The following is a 20,388-nucleotide window of genomic DNA, read 5'->3' on the forward strand; positions in this document are numbered from 1 at the left end:
CCATTCCGGCCAGCCCAGCACCTCTTTCACTTCCTCATGTTTGAGCATGCCTTTGCCATTATTCATGGATGAGAAGGCGCGGAACAGCTCCATACTGAACTCGCCATCCTTGTCTTTCCATTCCGGCCAGCCCAGCACCTCTTTCACTTCCTCTTGTTTGAGCATGCCTTTGCCATTGTTCATGGATGAGAAGGAGCGGAACAGCTCCATACTGAACTCGCCATCCTTGTCTTTCCATTCCGGCCAGCCCAGCACCTCTTTCACTTCCTCATGTTTGAGCATGCCTTTGCCACTATTCATGGATGAGAAAGAGCGGAACAGCTCCATACTGAACTCGCCATCCTTGTCTTTCCATTCCAGCCAGCCCAGCACCTCTTTCACTTCCTCATGTTTGAGCATGCCTTTGCCATGATTCATAGACGAGAAGGCGCGGAACAGCTCCATACTGAACTCGCCATCCTTGTCTTTCCATTCCGGCCAGCCCAGCACCTCTTTCACTTCCTCTTGTTTGAGCATGCCTTTGCCATTATTCATGGACGAGAAGGCGCGGAACAGCTCCATACTGAACTCGCCATCCTTGTCTTTCCATTCCGGCCAGCCCAGCACCTCTTTCACTTCCTCTTGTTTGAGCATGCCTTTGCCATGATTCATAGACGAGAAGGCGCGGAACAGCTCCATACTGAACTCGCCATCCTTGTCTTTCCATTCCGGCCAGCCCAGCACCTCTTTCACTTCCTTTTGTTTGAGCATGCCTTTGCCATTATTCATGGATGAGAAGGAGCGGAACAGCTCCATATTGAACTCGCCATCCTTGTCTTTCCATTCCGGCCAGCCCAGCACCTCTTTCACTTGCTCATGTTTGAGGATGCCTTTACCATTGTTCATGGATGAGAAGGAGCGGAACAGCTCCATACTGAACTCGCCATTCTTGTCCTTCCATTCCGGCCAGCCCAGCACCTCTTTCACTTCCTCATGTTTAATCATGCCCTTGCTGCTATTCATAGACGAGAAGGAGCGGAACAGCTCCATACTGAACTCGCCATCCTTGTCTTTCCATTCCGGCCAGCCCAGCACCTCTTTCACTTGTTCATGTTTGAGCATGCCTTTGCCATTATTCATTGACGAGAAGGATCGGAACAACTTCGTATTAAACTCGCCATCCCTGTCTTTCCATTCTGGCCAGCCCAGTATTGCTTTCACTTGCTCATGTGTGGGCACGCCTTCGCCATTATTCATGGACGAGAAGGAATTCAATACATCCAAACTTGCTAAATATTCGAGTTCACTCAGGCTACGTTCTGCGAAACTACGGATATGTTTTTTTTTATTACCCAGCATGCCGGTCAGCATGCCTGTATTTTTGAAGTTTTCAGAAAGGTGCCCAAAAAAGGCGGCAGCATTATCGAAGAAACCATTAACAGACTTTCTATCTACAAGACCAGGCAGCTTATAAAAAGTGTTTTTTACAGTGATGTTTTTTTCCTTGAATACCGCCACCAGGGTTTGCACTTTTTGCAGCTCTTCCTGACTTAATTCGTACTTGATATTTGCTTTTATTTTTTCCAATGGGTCATCGGAGATCTGAGTGTCTGGCGGTTTCTTTTTTTTGGCCGCTGGTTCAGCAACAGCTGTTGAACTATTTCTCTTTCTACCCGGGCCCTTCTTTTTTTTCGGAGCAGGTTCTGATGAATCCGGTTCTGCTTCTTCCCGGATTCGTCTTACCCTTTTGTTACCTTGAATGCCCGACAGGCACTTGTTGCACAACAACGCTGAAGCTGCTGTCTGATTTGCTACACGTCCTAATTCCTGTGGATTCAATGCCTTGCCACACTTCGAACAAGCGACAAGCGAATTTCCGGTATTCTGCTCGGCTGAGGGTTTCTGTGGGTCATCGCCTCCACGACCATTGGCGCCTGTCGAACCGGTTCCTCTGTTACGGGCAGCAGATCCGCTTGTCTGGCCGGTCTGACCTGTTGTTGCGGTCGTTGATGCTTTGGTCGTTCGGGAGGATGAATTCTTTTTCCCGTTACCCGTCTGTCGGCCAGAATATTTGCCAGAAACCATCTCACGGTAAACTCTGAGTTCCTGACCATTCTCTGCCATCCATGTCTGAACCAGCCCCGGTTGAATCGTGCCAGGGTCTGACCTTTCCAGATCAAGAAGATCGGCTTCAATCACCATGATCCGGTCTGACAAAATCCGGGACAGGGTGGTCTGGCCTGCCATAATCGCCCATAGTCGTTTGATTTGTAATATTACAAGTAGTTGCTTTTTTTGCTGCCGACAAGTTTGGACAGGATCAGGAATAAGGGTAAGGTCAGGTTGGGGCGCTGGTTCAGGACTCCCGCTGTTTCCGTCAGGTGGCTTATTGCCATCATCTCCACCGGCGGTGCCCCCGGCGATCAACGCATTGGAAGTGTTCTCCAGAACTTCAGGGGGCACGTAAAACTCCAACAACTCGTTCCCACGCTCCGGAGGGTGTCGCAAAACTCCAACAGCTCGTTCGGATGCTCTGAGGTCGTCATTCCCGCGAAGGCGGGAATCCAGCGCCAACGGTGAATATCTGCCTTCTCGGGGATGACAAGGCCATTGGGGCACCGGGCAGTAAGGTTCTGGTGGTGAGTCAGTGTGGATTCCCGCCTTCGCGGGAATGACGAGAATGAAGCCGGGAATGACGAGAATGAAGCCGGGAATGATGGAAGTCAACTCGTTCCCACGCTCCGGCGTGGGAATGCATATCTCCCCTGAAAGCCAGATACTACCACTTGAGATAACATATGGGCACCCACGCCCGCGACTTACAGGGCCTAAAAACATGGGAGCCAGAGTTTTGTGATGCCATCGAAGAAAATCGGGCTGTTCAGGTTCAGCCAACTTATTGGAATACAGGAAATGAGCTGGTAGCGGGCTTGGGCCGACTAATTCCAATGCCTGCAGCGAATCCCCAAACAACATCGTCACTAGCAGAAGCAGTGATCGGACCATCGAGCAGGCAGCTTTGTTTTGTTGTGAGCGTCTCATAGATCCAGGCTAATAAAATCAGCTTCTGTGAATCCATTCGCTAGTGGAAAAAATTCGTACGTCATCCGGCTTAGGCCTGATGATTCACGTTTGCGCTAGATTTTATAGCACCGCACTGGCAAGCTTGCCATAAACGGATTTGCAGACAGTTTGTTTTTAGAAGCTTTATCAGACGACACAAGTCTTTTTAGAAAATACTCCCACACCCATCAAGCAACTCCAGTTCCTGACAACTCTGATAAACATCAGGATCAACATCGGATAATAAAGGGTCTTGCTTTTTTAACTGTTCTATTTTATTGCACGCCCGTTGCCTCCACACTTCCAGTATGTGGGTAGCGCTATCGATTTTGGCTTTTTTAAGGAGGGTCACTGTATGCATAAGCTCCATTTCGCTCTCGTACTCCTCCAGTAAATTCAGTATTTCGGTGCCAAAAATTTCTGTCTGGTTGAGCTTTAACCATAAACTGGCAAATGCCTGTTTTTGTGGTTCCAATTCATTCTCTGGCTGACATGCTTCAGCTTGCCTGGATTGAACGTTATCCAGTTTCTGCCATTGATCTGCGGTCAAATAATAGTGTTCAGATATCCCGGTGATTTTCAAAACAGTCTTGAACTGTTCCTCTGACCAGTTGCTGATGGCCATTTTTTCATCCTGTATTTCCAGCTGTGGCATTGGAAAGCGGTAGTTTTGAACTCTGTCACTTGGCACTTCAACCTCAAGCCATTGCCCTTTGACGGTAAAAGACATCTCATTGAGGTTCTGCATCAACACAGCGATATAGCTCAGGGCCAACTGTTCTCCTGATTGGATAAGTCCGGAGACAGGTATCTCAACATGGTTATTGTCGGTTGTTCGCATCCCGGACAGAAAGTGATCGGGAATATCGTTATCCCAGGGTAGAAGACTATGGGTTTTGAGCAGCGCTTCAAACAGTATCTGGATGCCTTCTTTGGTGATGTCATGGGTTTTTAGTTGCAGGCAGGCTTCAAGCAGCTTGTTTAACCAATGGGAAGAATGCTCTTTGCTGAGTTTTTGCAGGGCACTCAACGAGGGAAACAGGTCGAATACAGCCTGGGCATGGCTGGCATCCAGAAAACGCAGCTGATCATCTTTTGTTAAGGGTTGCAGAATTTCCAGATAGAGCCTTTGCATATATTCGAGTTTCAGCACCGCCGACAATGGTTGCAACAGAGCTGAGTAATGCTCCCATAGTCTTTTATCCGGCAATGACTTCAGCCGCTTGGCAAAATAGACAAAACGCTCCCTGTCTTCATCGGAAGAACACAGGAACATTGCTCTATTTAACACGCGCAAAGGCACGGCTTTCATTGAATGACGCCACAAAAAATGCCGATCCAGTTGATTAGCCTGAAGGTAGCGTTTGACACTTTTCCCTCCAGAAGAAGATAAAAGCCCTATCAATGATTCCAGCATCAGAAGCGTTTTAGTCTCTTTATGCAATTGGCAGAACTGTTTTAAAACCGTCCATGTTAGTGACCAGTCTGGCTTAGGGGTGGAAAGATAAAGAGCGACTGTTTTTATCTGGCGATTGTATTTATCATCTCCTTCATTATCCGGGTTGCTGTGTTCTCCGGTAAGTTCTGTAAGCAGTAACTGTTTCAGTTGTGTTTCCCGGTGTTGCAGCAGCTTGATAGCAGGTAGCCCTGCTGATACCCAGAGCCTGGACATGATTTGCAGTAGCCTGTGATTGGGCGCCCCCCGGCAACCTATCCAGTCCAGCACTTTTTTCACAGGCTCATGTTTGGGCAAGCCTTGGCTGTGATTCATGGACGAGAAAACGCGGAACAGCTTTATATTGAGCTCGCCACCCTTGTGTTTCCATTCAGACCAGCCCAGCACCTCTTTCACTTCCTTTTGTTTGAGCATGCCTTTGCCATGATTCATAGACGAGAAGGCGCGGAACAGCTCCATATTGAACTCGCCATCCTTGTCTTTCCATTCCGGCCAGCCCAGCACCTCTTTCACTTCCTTTTGTTTGAGCATGCCTTTGCCATTATTCATGGATGAGAAGGAGCGGAACAGCTCCATACTGAACTCGCCATCCTTGTCTTTCCATTCCGGCCAGCCCAGCACCTCTTTCACTTCCTCATGTTGAAGCATGCCTTTGCCTTTATTCATGGATGAGAAGGGGCGGAACAGCTCCATATTGAACTCGCCATCCTTGTCTTTCCATTCCGGCCAGCCCAGCACCTCTTTCACTTCCTTTTGTTTGAGCATGCCTTTGCTACTATTCATGGATGAGAAGGAGCGGAACAGCTCCATACTGAACTCGCCATCCTTGTCTTTCCATTCCGGCCAGCCCAGCACCTCTTTCGCTTCCTCTTGTTTGAGCATGCCTTTACCATTGTTCATGGATGAGAAGGAGCGGAACAGCTCCATACTGAACTCGCCATCCTTATCTTTCCATTCCGGCCAGTCTAGCACTGCTTTCACTTCCTCATGGTTGGGCAGGCTTTTTTTATTATTCATGGACGAGAAGGAGCGGAACAGCTCCATACTGAACTCGCCATCCTTGTCTTTCCATTCCGGCCAACCCAACATCTCTTTCACTTGCTCGTGTTTGGGTACGCCGTGGCCATTATTCATGGACGAGAAGGAGCGGAACAGCTCAATATTGAACTCGCCATCCTTGTCTTTCCATTCCGGCCAGCCCAACACCTCTTTCACTTGCTCATGTTTGAGCATGCCTTTGCCATTATTCATGGACGAGAAGGAGCGGAACAGCTCCATGTTGAACTCGCCATCCTTGTCTTTCCATTCCGGCCAGCCCAGCACCTCTTTCACTTCCTCATGTTTGAGGATGCCTTTGCCATGATTCATAGATGAGAAGGTTCGGAACAGCTCCATACTGAACTCGCCATCCTTGTCTTTCCATTCCGGCCAGCCCAGCACCTCTTTCACTTCTTTTTTTTTGAACACGCCTTTACCATTGTTCATGGATGAGAAGGAGCGGAACAGCTCCATATTGAACTCGCCATCCTTGTCTTTCCATTCCGGCCAGCCCAGCACCTCTTTCACTTCCTCATGTTTGAGCATGCCTTTACCATTGTTCATTGACGAGAAGGATCGGAACAACTTCGTATTAAACTCGCCATCCTTGTCTTTCCATTCCGGCCAGCCCAGCACCTCTCTTGCTTCCTCTTGTTTGAGCATGCCTTTACCACTGTGCATGGATGATAAGGAGCGGAACAGCTCAATGTTGAACTCCCCATCCTTGTCTTTCCATTCCGGCCAGCCCAGCACCTCTTTCACTTGCTCATGTTTAATCATGCCCTTGCTGCTATTCATGGATGAGAAAGCACGCAACAGCTCAATGTTGAGCTTGCCATCCTTGTCTTTCCATTCCGGCCAGCCAAGCACCTCTTTAACTTGCTCATGTTTGAGCATGCCTTTGCCATTATTCATGGATGAGAAGGAGCGGAACAGCTCCATACTGAACTCACCATCCTTGCCTTTCCATTCCGGCCAGCCGAGCACCTCTTTCACTTGCTCATGTTTGAGCATGCCTTTGCCATTATTCATGGACGAGAAAGAGCGGAACAGTTCGATATTGAACTCGCCATCTTTGTCTTTCCATTCAGGCCAGCCCAGTATTGCTTTCACTTCCTTATTTGTGGGCACACCTTTGCCATTATTCATGGACGAGAAAGAAGTCACTACATCTAAACTCGCTAAATATTCGAGTTCATCCTGGCTACGCTCTGCAAAACTACGGATATGTTTTCTGCTATTACCCAGCATGCCGGTCAGCATGCCTGTATTTTTGACGTTTTCAGAAAGGTGCCCAAAAAAGGCGGCGGCATTATCGAAGAAGCCATTAAAAGAATTTCTATCTACGAAACCAAGCAGCTTATAAAAAGTGTTTTTTACAGTGATGTTTTTTTTCTTGAATACCGCCATCAGGGTTTGCACTTTTTTCAGCTCTTCCTGACTTAATTCGTACTTGATATTTGCTTTTATTTTTTCTAATGGGTCATCGGGAATTTGAGTGTCTGCCGGTTTCTTTTTTTTGGCCGCTGGTTCAGCAACAGCTGTTGAATTATTTCTCTTTCTACCCGGGCCCTTCTTTTTTTTCGGAGCGGGTTCTGGTGAATCCGGTTCTGCTTCTTTCCGGATTCGTCTTACCCTTTTGTTACCTTGAATGCCCGACAGGCACTTGTCGCACAACAACGCTGAAGCTGCTGTCTGATTTGCTACACGTCCTAATTCCTGTGGATTCAATGCCTTGTCACACTTCGAACAAGCGACAAGCGAATGTCCGGTATTCTGCTCAGCTGAGGGTTTCAGTGGGTCATCGCCTCCACGACCATTGGCGCCTGTCGAACCGGTTCCCCTGTTACGGGCAGCAGATCCGCTTGTCTGGCCGGTCTGACCTGTTGTCGCGGTCGTTGATGCTTTGGTCGTTCGGGAGGATGAATTCTTTTTCCCGTTACCCGTCTGTCGGCCAGAATATTTGCCAGAAACCATCTCACGGTAAACTCTGAGTTCCTGACCATTCTCTGCCAGCCATGTCTGAACCAGCCCCGGTTGAATCGTGCCAGGGTCTGACCTTTCCAGATCAAGAAGATCGGCTTCAATCACCATGATCCGGTCTGACAAAATCCGGGCCAGCGTGGTCTGGCCTGTCATAATCGCCCATAGTCGTTTGATTTGTAATATTAGAAGCAGTTGCTTTTTTTGCTGCCGACAAGTTTGGACAGGATCAGGAATAAGGGTAAGGTCAGGTTGGGGCGCTGGGTCAGGACTCCCGCTGTTTCCGTCAGGTGGCTTATTGCCATCATCTCCACCGGCGGTGCCCCCGGCGATCAACGCATTGGAAGTGTTCTCCAGAACTTCAGGGGGCACGTAAAACTCCAACAACTCGTTCCCACGCTCCGGAGGGTGTCGCAAAACTCCAACAGCTCGTTCGGATGCTCTGAGGTCGTCATTCCCGCGAAGGCGGGAATCCAGCGCCAACGGTGAATATCTGCCTTCTCGGGGATGACAAGGCCATTGGGGCACCGGGCAGTAAGGTTCTGGTGGTGAGTCAGTGTGGATTCCCGCCTTCGCGGGAATGACGAGAATGAAGCCGGGAATGATGGAAGTCAACTCGTTCCCACGCTCCGGCGTGGGAATGCATATCTCCCCTGAAAGCCAGATACTACCACTTGAGATAACATATGGGCACCCACGCCCGCGACTTACAGGGCCTAAAAGCATGGGAGCCAGAGTTTTGTGACACCCTCGAAGAAAATCGGGCTGTTCAGGTTCAGCCAACTTATTGGAATACAGGAAATGAGCTGGTAGCGGGCTTGAGCCGACTAATTCCAATGCATGCAGCGAATCCCCAAACAACATCGTCACTAGCAGAAGCAGTGATCGGACCATCGAGCAGGCAGCTTTGTTTTGTTGTGAGCGTCTCATAGATCCAGGCTAATAAAATCAGCTTCTGTGAATCCATTCGCTAGTGGAAAAAATTCGTACGTCATCCGGCTTAGGCCTGATGATTCACGTTTGCGCTAGATTTTATAGCACCGCACTGGCAAGCTTGCCATAAACGGAGTTGGCAGACAGTTTTTTTTAGAAGCTTTATCAGACGACACAAGTCTTTTTAGAAAATACTCCCACACCCATCAAGCAACTCCAGTTCCTGACAACTCTGATAAACATCAGGATCAACATCGGATAATAAAGGGTCTTGCTTTTTTAACTGTTCTATCTTACTGCACGCCCGTTGCCGCCATTCTTCCAGTATGTGGTTATCGGTATCGATTCTGGCTTTTTTAAGGAGGGTCACTGTATGCATAAGCTCCATTTCGCTCTCATACTCCTCCAGTAAATTCAGTATTTCGGTGCCAAAAATTTCTGTCTGGTTGAGCTTTAACCATAAACTGCCAAACGCCTGTTTTTGTGGTTCCAATTCATTCTCTGGCTGACATGCTTCAGCTTGCCTGGATTGAACGTTATCCAGTTTCTGCCATTGATCTGCAGTCAAATAATAGTGTTCAGATATCCCGGTGATTTTCAAAACAGTCCTGAACTGTTCCTCTGACCAGTTGCTGATGGCCATTTTTTCATCCTGTATTTCCAGCTGTGGCATTGGAAAGCGGTAGTTTTGAACTCCGTCACCTGGCACCTCAACCTCAAGCCACTGCCCTTTGACGGTAAAAGACATCTTATTGAGGTTCTGCATCAACACAGCGATATAGCTCAGGGCCAACTGTTCTCCTGATTGGATAAGTCCGGAGACAGGTATCTCAACATGGTTATTGTCGGTCGTTTGCATCCCGGACAAAAAGTGATCGGGGATATCGTGATCCCAGGGTAGAAGACTATGGGTTTTGAGCAGCGCTTCAAACAGTATCTGGATGCCTTCTTTGGTGATGTCATGGGTTTTTAGTTGCAGGCAGGCTTCAAGCAGCTTGTTTAACCAATGGGAAGAATGCTCTTTGCTGAGTTTTTGCAGGGCGCTTAACGAGGGAAACAGATCGAATACAGCCTGGGCATGGCTGGCATCCAGAAAACGCAACTGATCATCCTTTGTTAAGGGTTGCAGGATTTCCAGATAGAGCCTTTGCATAGAGTCGAGTTTCAGCACCGCCGATAATGGTTGCAACAGGGCTGAGTATTGCTCCCATAGTCTTTTATCCGGCAATGACTTCAGCCGCTTGGCAAAATAGACAAAACGCTCCCTGTCTTCATCGGAAGAACACAGGAACATTGCTCTATTTAACACGCGCAAAGGCACGGCTTTCATTGAATGACGCCACAAAAAATGCCGATCCAGTTGATTAGCCTGAAGGTAGCGTTTGACACTTTTCCCTCCAGAAGAAGATAAAAGCCCTATCAATGATTCCAGCATCAGAAGCGTTTTAGTCTCTTTATGCAATTGGCAGAACTGTTTTAAAACTGTCCATTTTAGCGACCAGTCTGGCTTAGGGGTGGAAAGATAAAGAGCGACTGTTTTTATCTGGCGATTGTATTTATCATCTCCTTCATTATCCGGGTTGCTGTGTTCTCCGGTAAGTTCTGTAAGCAGTAACTGTTTCAGTTGTGTTTCCCAGTGTTGCAGCAGCTTGATAGCAGGTAGCCCTGCTGATACCCAGAGCCTGGGCATGATTTGCAGTAGCCTGTGATTGGGCGCCCCCCGGCAACTTGTCCAGTCCAGCACTTTTTTCACAGGCTCATGTTTGGGCAAGCCTTGGCCGTGATTCATAGACGAGAAAACGCGGAACAGCTTTATATTGAGCTCGCCCCCCTTGTGTTTCCATTCAGGCCAGCCGAGCACCTCTTTCACTTTCTCAAGTTTGAGCATGCCTTTGCCACTATTCATGGACGAGAAGGCGCAGAACAGCTCCATATTGAACTTGCCATCCTTGTCTTTCCATTCCAGCCAGCCCAACACCTCTTCCACTTCCTTATGTTTGAGGATGCCTTTGCCATGATTCATAGATGAGAAGGAGCGGAACAGCTCCATACTGAACTCGCCATCCTTGTCTTTCCATTCCGGCCAGCCCAGCACCTCTTTCACTTCCTCATGTTTGAGGATGCCTTTGCCATGATTCATAGATGAGAAGGAACGGAACAGCTCCATACTGAACTCGCCATCCTTGTCTTTCCATTCCGGCCAGCCCAGCACCTCTTTCACTTGCTCATGTTTGAGCATGCCTTTGCCATTGTTCATGGATGAGAAGGAGCGGAACAGCTCCATACTGAACTCGCCATCCTTGTCTTTCCATTCCGGCCAACCCAGCACCTCTTTCACTTGCTCATGTTTGAGGATGCCTTTGCCATGATTCATAGACGAGAAGGAACGGAACAACTCCATACTGAACTCGCCATCCTTGTCTTTCCATTCCGGCCAGCCCAGCACCTCTTTCACTTGCTCATGTTTGAGCATGCCTTTGCCATTGTTCATGGATGAGAAGGCGCGGAACAGCTCCATGTTGAACTCGCCATCCTTGTCTTTCCATTCCGGCCAGCCCAGCACCTCTTTCACTTGCTCATGTTTGAGGATGCCTTTGCCATGATTCATAGACGAGAAGGAGCGGAACAGCTCCATACTGAACTCGCCATCCTTGTCTTTCCATTCCGGCCAGCCCAGCACCTCTTTCACTTGCTCATGTTTGAGCATGCCTTTGCCATGATTCATGGATGAGAAGGAGCGGAACAGCTCCATATTGAACTCGCCATCCTTGTCCTTCCATTCCGGCCAGCCCAGCACCTCTTTCACTTCCTCATGTTTGAGGATGCCTTTGCCATGATTCATAGATGAGAAGGAGCGGAACAGCTCCATACTGAACTCGCCATCCTTGTCTTTCCATTCCGGCCAGCCCAGCACCTCTTTCACTTCCTCATGTTTGAGCATGCCTTTTCCATTGTTCATGGATGAGAAGGAGCGGAACAGCTCCATACTGAACTCGCCATCCTTGTCTTTCCATTCCGGCCAGCCCAGCACCTCTTTCACTTGTTCATGTTTGAGCAAGCCTTTGCCACTATTCATTGACGAGAAGGATCGGAACAACTTCGTATTAAACTCGCCATCCCTGTCTTTCCATTCTGGCCAGCCCAGTATTGCTTTCACTTGCTCATGTGTGGGCACGCCTTTCCTACTATTCATGGACGAGAAGGAATTCAATACATCCAAACTTGCTAAATATTCGAGTTCACTCAGGCTACGTTCTGCGAAACTACGGATATGTTTTTTTTTATTACCCAGCATGCCGGTCAGCATGCCTGTATTTTTGACGTTTTCAGAAAGATGCCCAAAAAAAGCGGTGGCATTATCGAAGAAGCCATTAAAAGAATCTCTATCTACGAAACCAAGCAGCTTATAAAAAGTGTTTTTTACAGTGATGTTTTTTTTCTTGAATACCGCCATCAGGGTTTGCACTTTTTTCAGCTCTTCCTGACTTAATTCGTACTTGATATTTGCTTTTATTTTTTCTAACGGATCATCGGGAATTTGAGTGTCTGGCAGTTTCTTTTTTTTGGCCGGTGATTCAGCAACAGCTGTTGAACTACTTCTTTTTCTACCCGGGCCTTTCTTTTTTTTCGGAGCGGGTTCTGGTGGATCCGATTCTGCTTCTTCCCGGATTCGTCTTACCCTTTCGTAACCTTGAATGCCCGACAGGCACTTGTTGCACAACAACGCTGAAGCTGTTGTCTGATTTGCTACACGTCCTAATTCCTGTGGATTCAATACCTTGTCACACTTCGAACAAGCTACATGCGAATGTCCGGCATCCTGCCCAACTGAGGGTTTCAGTGGGTCATCGCCTCCACGACCATTGGCGCCTGTCGAACCGGTTCCCCTTTTACGGGCAGCAGATCCCCTTGTCTGGCCAGTCTGACCTGTTGCTGCGGTCGTTGATGCTTTGGTCGTTCGGGAGGATGAATTCTTTTTCCCGTTACTCACCTGCCGACCAGAATATTTGCCAGAAACTATCTCACGGTAAACTCTGAGTTCCTGACCATTCTCTGCCAGCCATGTTTGAACCAGCCCCGGTTGAATCGTGCCTGGGTCTAACCTTTCCAGATCAAGAAGATCGGCTTCAATCACCATGATCCGGTCTGACAAAATCCGGGCCAGCGTGGTCTGGCCAGCCATAATAGCCCATAGTCGTTTGATTTGTAATATTATAAGCAGTTGCTTTTTTTGCTGCAGACAAGTTTGGACAGGATCAGGAATAGCTCTGAGGTCGTCATTCCCGCGAAGGCGGGAATCCAGCGCCAACGGTGGCTCCCTGCCTTCTCGGGGATGACAAGGCCAGGGGGGCACCGGGCAGTATGGTTCTGGTGGTGAGTCAGTGTGGATTCCCGCCTTCGCGGGAATGATGAGAATGAAGCCGGGAATGAAGCCGGGAATGAAGCCGGGAATGAAGCCGGGAATGACGGGAGTCAACTCGTGACACCCTCGAAGAGGATCGGGCTGTTCAGGTTCAGCCAACTTATTGGAAGACAGGAAATGAGCTGGTAGCGGGCTTGAGCCAACTAATTCCAATGCCTGCAGCGAATCTCCAAACAACATCGTCACTAGCACAAGCAGTGATCGGACCATCGAGCAGGCAGCTTTTTTTTGTTGTGAGCGTCTCATAGATCCAGGCTAATAAAATCAGCTTCTGTGAATCCATTCGCTAGTGGAAAAAATTCGTACGTCATCCGGCTTGGGCATGCGGATTCAGGTTTGCGCTAGATTTTATAGCACCGCACTGGCAAGCTTGCCATGAACGGAGTTGGCAGACAGTTTGTTTTTAGAAGCTTCATCAGACGACACAAGTCTTTTTAGAAAATACTCCCGCATCCATCAAGCAGCTCCAGTTCCTGACAACCCTGATAAACAACAGGATCAACATCGGATAATAAAGGGTCTTGCTTTTTTAACTGTTCTATTTTGTTGCACGCCCGTTGCCGCCATGCTTCCAGTATGTGGGTAGCGCTATCGATTCTGGCTTTTTTAAGGAGGGTCACTGTATGCATAAGCTCCATTTCACTCTCATACTCCTCCAGTAAATTCAGTATTTCGCTGCCAAAAATTTCTGTCTGGTTGAGCTTTAACCATAAACTGCCAAACGCCTGTTTTTGCGGTTCCAATTCATTCTCTGGTTGACATGCTACAGCTTGCCTGGATTGAACGTTATCCACTTTCTGCCATTGATCTGCAGTCAAATAATAGTGTTCAGATATCCCGGTGATTTTCAAAAAAGTCCGGAACTGCTCCTCTGACCAGTTGCTGATGGCCATTTTTTCATCCTGTATTTCCAGCTGTGGCATTGGGTAGCGATAGGTCTGAACATCATCATCCGGCACCTCAACCTCAAGCCATTGTCTTTTGACGGTAAAAGACATCTCGTTGAGGTTCTGCATCAATACGGCAATATAGCTCAGGGCCAACTGTTCTCCTGACTGGATAAGTCCGGAGACAGGTATCTCAACATGGTTATTGTCGGTCGTTTGCATCCCGGACAAAAAGTGATCGGGAATATCGTTATCCCAGGGTAGAAGACTATGGGTTTTGAGCAGCGCTTCAAACAGTATCTGGATGCCTTCTTTGGTGATGTCATGGGTTTTTAGTTGCAGGCAGGCTTCAAGCAGCTTGTTTAACCAATGGGAAGAATGCTCTTTGCTGAGTTTTTGCAGGGCGCTTAACGAGGGAAACAGGTCGAACACAACGCGGGCGTGGCTGGCATCCAGAAAACGCAGCTGATCATCCTTTGTTAAGGGTTGCAGGATTTCCAGATAGAGCCCTTGCATATATTCGAATTTCAGCACTCCTGACAATGGTTGCAACAGAGCTGAATACTGCTCCCATAATCTTTTATCTGGCAATGACTTCAGCCGCTTGGCAAAATAGACAAAACGCTCCCTGTCTTCATCGGAAGAACACAGGAACATTGCTTTATTTAACACACGCAAAGGCACGGCTTCCATTAAATGACGCCACAAAAAATGCCGATCCAGTTGATTAGCCTGAAGGTAACGTTTGACGCTTTTTCCTCCAGAAGAAGATAAAAGCCCTATCAATGATCCCAGCATCAGAACCGTTTTAGTCTGTTCATGAAATTGGCAGAACTGTTTTAAAACCGTCCATTTTAGCGACCAGTCTGCCTTGGGGGTGGAAAGATAAAGAGCGACTGCTTTTATCTGGCGATTGTATTTATCCTCTCCTTCATTATCCGAGTTGCTGTGTTCTCCGGTAAGTTCTGCAGGCAGTAACTGTTTCAGTTGTGTTTCCCAGTGCTGCAGCAGCTTAATAGCAGGAAGCCCTGCCGATGCCCAAAGCCTGGGCATGATTTGCAGTAACCTGTGATTGGGTGCCCCCCGGCAATCTATCCAGTCCAGCACCTCTTTTACTTTCTCTTGTTTGAGCATGCCTTTACCATTGTTCATGGATGAGAAGAAGCGGAATAGCTCAATGTTGAACTCGCCATCCCTGTCTTTCCATTCCGACCAGGCCAGCACCTCTTTCACTTCCTCATGTTTATGCACGCCCTTGCCATGACTCATGGATGAGAAGGCGCGGAACAGCTCCATACTGAACTCACCATGCCTGTCTTTCCATTCCGGCCAGCCCAGGACCTCTTTCACTTGCTCATGTTTGAGCACTCCTTTGCCATTATTCATGGATGAGAAGGAGCGGAACAGCTCAATGTTGAACTCGCCATGCTTGTCTTTCCATTCCGACCAGGCCAGCAGCTCTTTCACATGCTCATGTTTGAGGATGCCTTTGCAATGATTCATAGATGAGAAGGCGCGGAACAGCACCATATTGAACTCGCCATCCTTGTCTTTCCATTCCAGCCAGCCCAGCACCTCTTTCACTTCCTCATGTTTGAGCATGCCTTTTCCACTGTTCATGGATGAGAAGGCGCGGAACAGCTCCATATTGAACTCGTCATCCTTGTCTTTCCATTCCGGCCAGCCCAGCACCTCTTTCACTTCCTCATGTTTGAGGATGCCCTTGCCATGATTCATAGATGAGAAGGCGCGGAACAGCTCTATACTGAACTCGCCATCCTTGTTTCTCCATTCCAGCCAGCCCAGCACTTCTTTCACTTGCTCATGTTTGAGCATGCCTTTGTCATGATTCCTGGACGAGAAGGCGCGGAACAGCTCAATGTTGAACTCGCCATCCTTGTCTTTCCATTCCGGCCAGCCCAGCAGCTCTTTCACTTGCTCATGTTTGAGAATGCCTTTGCCATGATTCATAGATGAGAAGGCGCGGAACAGCTCCATACTGAACTCGCCATCTTTGTCTTTCCATTCCGGCCAGCCCAGCACCTCTCTCACTTCCTCATGCCTGGGTACGCCGTGGCCATTATTCATGGACGAGAAAGAGCGGAACAGTTCGATATTGAACTCGCCATCTTTGTGTTTCCATTCAGACCAGCCCAGTATTGCTTTCACTTGCTCATGTGTGGGCACGCCTTTGCGATTATTCATGGACGAGAAAGAAGTCACTGCATCTAACCTCGCTAAATATTCGAGTTCATCCTGGCTACGCTCTGCAAAACTACGGATATGTTTTTTTCTACTATGCAGCATGCCGGTCAGCATACCTGTATTTTTGACGTTTTCAGAAAGGTGCCCAAAAAAGGCGGTGGCATTATCGAAGAAGCCATTAAAAGAATCTCTATCTACGAAACCAAGCAACTTATAAAAAGTGTTTTTTACAGTGATGTTTTTTTTCTTGAATACCGCCAACAGGGTTTGCACTTTTTCCAGCTCTTCCTGACTTAATTCGTACTGGATATTGGCTTTTACTTTTTGTAACGGATCATCGGGAATTTGAGTGTCTGGCGGTTTCTTTTTTTTAGCCGGTGGTTCAGCAACAGCGGTTGAATTATTTCTTTTTCTACCCGGGCCCTTCTTTTTTTTCGGAGCGGGTTCTGATGAATCCGATTCTGCTTCTTCCCTGATTCGTCTTACCCTTTCGTAACCTTGAATGCCCGACAGGCACTTGTTGCACAACAACGCTGAAGCTGTTGTCTGATTTGCTACACGTCCTAATTCCTGTGGATTCAATACCTTGTCACACTTCGAACAAGCTACATGCGAATGTCCGGCATCCTGCCCAGCTGACGGTTTCAGTGGGTCATCGCCTCCACGACCATTGCCGCCTGTCGAACCGGCTCCCAAGTTACGGGCAGAAGGTCCGCTTGTCTGGCCGGTCTGACCTGTTGTTGTGGTCGTAGATGCTTTGGTCGTTCGGGAGGATGAATTCTTTTTCCCGTTAGCTGTCTGTCGGCCAGAATATTTGCCAGAAACCATCTCACGGTAAACTCTGAGTTCCTGACTATTCTCTGCCATCCATGTCTGAACCAGCCCCAGTTGAATCGTGCCAGGGTCTGACCTTTCCAGATCAAGAAGATCGGCTTCAATCACCATGATCCGATCTGACAAAATCCGGGCCAGCGTGGTCTGGCCTGTCATAATTGCCCAATGTCGTTTGATTCGTAATATTAGAAGCAGTTGCTTTTTTTGCCGCAGACAAGTTTGGACAGGATCAGGAATAAGGGTAAGGTCAGGTTGGGGTTCTGGGTCAGGACTCCCGCTGTTTCCGTCAGGTGGCTTATCGCCGCCACCTCCCCCGCCAGCGCCCGTGGCGATCAGCATATTGGAATTATTCACCAGGACTTCAAGGGGCTCAGCAACAAGATCAATGCGGTGTGTTGGCTTCATTGATAACACCGGGGAGAGAGGCCGCTTGAGAGACTGAAGAGGTCTGTTATTCGGCAGCAACTGCAGCAAACTGAGGGTGAACTGCATAAAATCAAACGGAAGAGGAATGGGCTGTTCAGGATCAAACAACTTATCAGTATACAAGAAATGTGCTGGCATCGGGCCTGAGCCGACTAGTTCCACGGCAGGCAGCGACTCCCCAAACATTATTGTCATTAGCAGAAGCAGTGATCGTACCCTCGAGAAGGCAGTTTTGCTTTTTTGTGAACGTTTCATAGATTCAAGCTTAAAATTTCAGAGATTAGTTTCTCTGAAGCGTCTATCTTTAGGCATGAATATATGTCACGAACAATGTCTCAGAGACAAAAACACTAAAGCTAAGGACTTTTATTTGATGTCGAACAAAAATGCTCAACACTTGGATAGCCTGTATAAGAAGTTCCTGATCATCCCCCTTATACTGCTGTTATCAGGGTGTTCAATGCCGGGCCGTAACAAAGAAGCTACCCAAACCCAATACCGGTTGGATACAAACCTGATCGTTGACGAGCGCCCCCTGGAGCCCCGGAGCCTTATCATTTCGGCGGACCAGGGAGCCACTCTCTATTTCGAGGATGCGGAAAAGAGCCGAGTCTATAAAGTTTTCTACCTTGTCAAGCCTGGAGAGCAAGAGGGAGAGGTAGAAATTCTCACCGGTGTCCATGCCGAGGTGATGGCTCCCTCATTCCTGACTTATGAAGGGCAAGAGGCTTCCTACACCGCTTCCCCTCCAGAACTTCCCATTATTGAAGTCCAGGTCAAGGCATCACCGGTTAAGCCAGCTCATCCCTGAGTTCGTTAGCCACCTGCACCATATTGCTCAGAGCCGCTTCTACTTCGGGCCAATCACGGGTTTTAAGACCACAGTCCGGATTGACCCATAAACGTTGCGGCGGGATTTTTTCGGCGGCTTTCTTCATCAACTGTTTCATCCACTGTGACTCCGGAACATTAGGCGAGTGGATATCATAAACCCCCGGGCCGATCTCATTGGGGTATTCAAACTGTTCAAAAGCATCCAGTAACTCCATGTCAGATCTGGAGGTCTCAATGGTAATAACATCAGCATCCATTGCCGCGATGTATTCAATGATGTCATTGAACTCGCTATAACACATGTGGGTATGAATCTGGGTTTCATCCTGAACGCCACTGGCAGCAATCCTGAAGCTTTTTACTGCCCAGTTCAGATAGTCAGGCCAGTCTTCTTTGCGCAAGGGTAAACCTTCACGAATCGCCGGCTCATCAATCTGGATGATGCCAATGCCCGCCTTTTCCAGATCCACGACTTCATCTCTGAGCGCCAGAGCAAGTTGCAGGCAGGAAACACTTCGATCCACATCTTCCCGCAGGAAAGACCAGCAGAGTATTGTTACCGGACCTGTGAGCATACCCTTCATCCACTTACTGGTCTGGTCTTGGGCAAAGCGACTCCAGTTCACGGTCATGGGCTCTGGTCTGGAAACATCACCAATGATGATGGGAGGTTTTACACAGCGACTGCCATAGCTTTGAACCCAGCCATTGCTGGTAAAGGCAAAACCATTGAGCTGCTCTCCAAAATACTCGACCATGTCATTACGTTCGGCTTCGCCATGAACCAGAACATCGAGTCCCAGCGCCTCCTGTCTGGCAACAGTGTCCAGAATCTCCTTCTGCATGGCTGCTACGTAGTCACGCTTACTCAACTCACCTTTTCTGAATAAACGACGCTGCTTTCTGATAGCAACCGTCTGAGGAAAAGAGCCGATTGTGGTAGTTGGAAACAACGGTAATTTAAGTCTGGATGCCTGAACGACAGCTCTTTTTTCATAAGGCAGGTTTCGCTGGTCATCGCCACTGCTGATTCCGGCAACCCGCTTCTGAACAGCCTTATTGTGTATCCTTGATGACTGACTCCGGGTTTCAATCGCTCGATCCGAAGTAGCCAGAGCAGCCTGAACCTCGGGGCTCTGATTGCCTGAAAGCAAGCTGGCTATGATTGCTACTTCCTGACACTTCTGAACGGCAAAGGCAAACCAGGATTTCAACTCATCATCCAGATCTGTTTCACATTCAAGATCAACCGGCGTATGCAGAAGTGAACAACTGGGGGCAACCCAGAGACGGTTACCCAGACGCTCACTGGCTTCCTGAAGTTTACTGACTATAGAACGGATATCCGCTTTCCAGATATTTCTGCCGTTCACGACACCAGCTGAAAGCACTTTGTAGGAAGGCAGCCTGTCAAGGATTGCTGTCAGTTGCTCAGCATCACGAACCAGATCAATATGCAGCCCCTCAACGGGTAGATTGACTACAGTCGTCGTTGTGCCATTAAGACCTCCAAAATAGGTCGCCAGCAGGATCTTCAGATCTTTGCCTTGCAGCCTGTTGTAGGTGGACTCAAAAGCCTGATGCCACTCGGTAGGAAGATCCAGTACCAGGATAGGCTCATCAATTTGAACCCACTCAACACCCAGTTTGGCCAGCTCATTGAGTACCTGTCCATAGACCTCTATAACATCATCCAGCAGTTCCAGACGATTAAACGCTTCTCCTTTTACCTTCCCAAGCCACAGCCAGGTAAGTGGACCTATCAGTGTTGGCTTGACCTTAAATCCTGCGTCCAATGCTTCGCGGGTCTCGCGAATAATTTCTGTAGACGACAGCTTTAAGGTCTGGCCTTTGTGCAACTCCGGAACAATATAGTGATAGTTGGTATCAAACCACTTGGTCATCTCACACGCTGCTGCCGGAGTCCCGCCAGGTGCCCTGCCCCGGGCCATGCGAAACAGGGTGTCAACATCTTCACAGTCAGAATCTGCACCAAACCGTGCCGGAACAGCGCCCAGCATGAGTGAGTGATTTAACATCTGGTCGTACCAGGCAAAATCCCCAACCGGGATCAGATCCAGTCCGGCTTCCTTTTGCACAGCCCAGTGTTGCAACCTGAGGCGTTTACCTTCCTCTAAAAGCCTTTCTTTACTCAGTTCACCCTTCCAGTAGGCTTCCTGCGCTTTTTTCAACTCGCGATTGGCACCGATGCGTGGAAAGCCACCGCTGTGTGAAATTGCCATAACCGGATTCTCCAGAGCATCCACTCTTGTTGATTTAGAGAGATTTGTTCATCCCATGGCGACGACAAACTACCCTGCCGCTCA

At 48.4% G+C, this 20,388-nt stretch carries 6 protein-coding genes; 1 reads left to right on the forward strand and 5 read right to left on the reverse strand.

Annotation, left to right across the window (positions count from 1 at the left end; all coding sequences use genetic code 11):
- The 4 genes from ACO6VG_RS00005 to ACO6VG_RS00020 form a co-directional block, all read right to left on the reverse strand.
- Nucleotides 1–2,706, reverse strand: a 2,706-nt coding sequence (locus ACO6VG_RS00005) for a hypothetical protein (protein ID WP_422472144.1), incomplete at its 3' end; no start/stop codon positions are given.
- A gap of 502 nt (nt 2,707–3,208) precedes the next feature.
- Entirely contained in the window at nt 3,209–8,134 is a 4,926-nt protein-coding gene (locus ACO6VG_RS00010) for a hypothetical protein (protein ID WP_422472146.1), read from the reverse strand.
- A gap of 502 nt (nt 8,135–8,636) precedes the next feature.
- Nucleotides 8,637–12,929: a hypothetical protein gene (locus ACO6VG_RS00015; RefSeq protein WP_422472148.1), complete on the reverse strand. Its 4,293-nt coding sequence runs from the start codon at nt 12,927–12,929 to the stop codon at nt 8,637–8,639.
- Between the two features lie 380 nt (nt 12,930–13,309).
- Entirely contained in the window at nt 13,310–17,206 is a 3,897-nt protein-coding gene (locus ACO6VG_RS00020; RefSeq protein WP_422472150.1) for a hypothetical protein, read from the reverse strand.
- A 394-nt stretch (nt 17,207–17,600) separates the two neighbouring features.
- Between ACO6VG_RS00020 and ACO6VG_RS00025 the strand changes: the two genes are divergently transcribed.
- Complete coding sequence (locus ACO6VG_RS00025; protein WP_422135008.1) at nt 17,601–18,038, forward strand: hypothetical protein; 438 nt, start codon at nt 17,601–17,603, stop codon at nt 18,036–18,038.
- Here the strand turns inward: ACO6VG_RS00025 and metE are convergent.
- The gene (gene metE, locus ACO6VG_RS00030) at nt 18,019–20,304 is read right to left on the reverse strand and encodes a 5-methyltetrahydropteroyltriglutamate--homocysteine S-methyltransferase (protein WP_422472152.1); all 2,286 of its coding nucleotides are present in this window, start codon (nt 20,302–20,304) and stop codon (nt 18,019–18,021) included. The genes ACO6VG_RS00025 and metE overlap by 20 nt on opposite strands.
- Nucleotides 20,305–20,388 lie beyond the last annotated feature (84 nt).

It is taken from the genome of Endozoicomonas sp. ALB032 (genome assembly GCF_049310125.1).
In the GTDB taxonomy this organism is placed as follows: Bacteria; Pseudomonadota; Gammaproteobacteria; order Pseudomonadales; family Endozoicomonadaceae; genus Endozoicomonas_A.

What these genes read in the sequence shown, in the direction of transcription:
- metE (WP_422472152.1), bottom strand. Translation starts at nt 20,304, where the DNA reads ATGGCAATTTCACACAGCGGTGGCTTTCCACGCATCGGTGCCAATCGC.
- ACO6VG_RS00025 (WP_422135008.1), top strand. Translation starts at nt 17,601, where the DNA reads ATGTCGAACAAAAATGCTCAACACTTGGATAGCCTGTATAAGAAGTTC.
- ACO6VG_RS00020 (WP_422472150.1), bottom strand. Translation starts at nt 17,206, where the DNA reads ATGAAGCCAACACACCGCATTGATCTTGTTGCTGAGCCCCTTGAAGTC.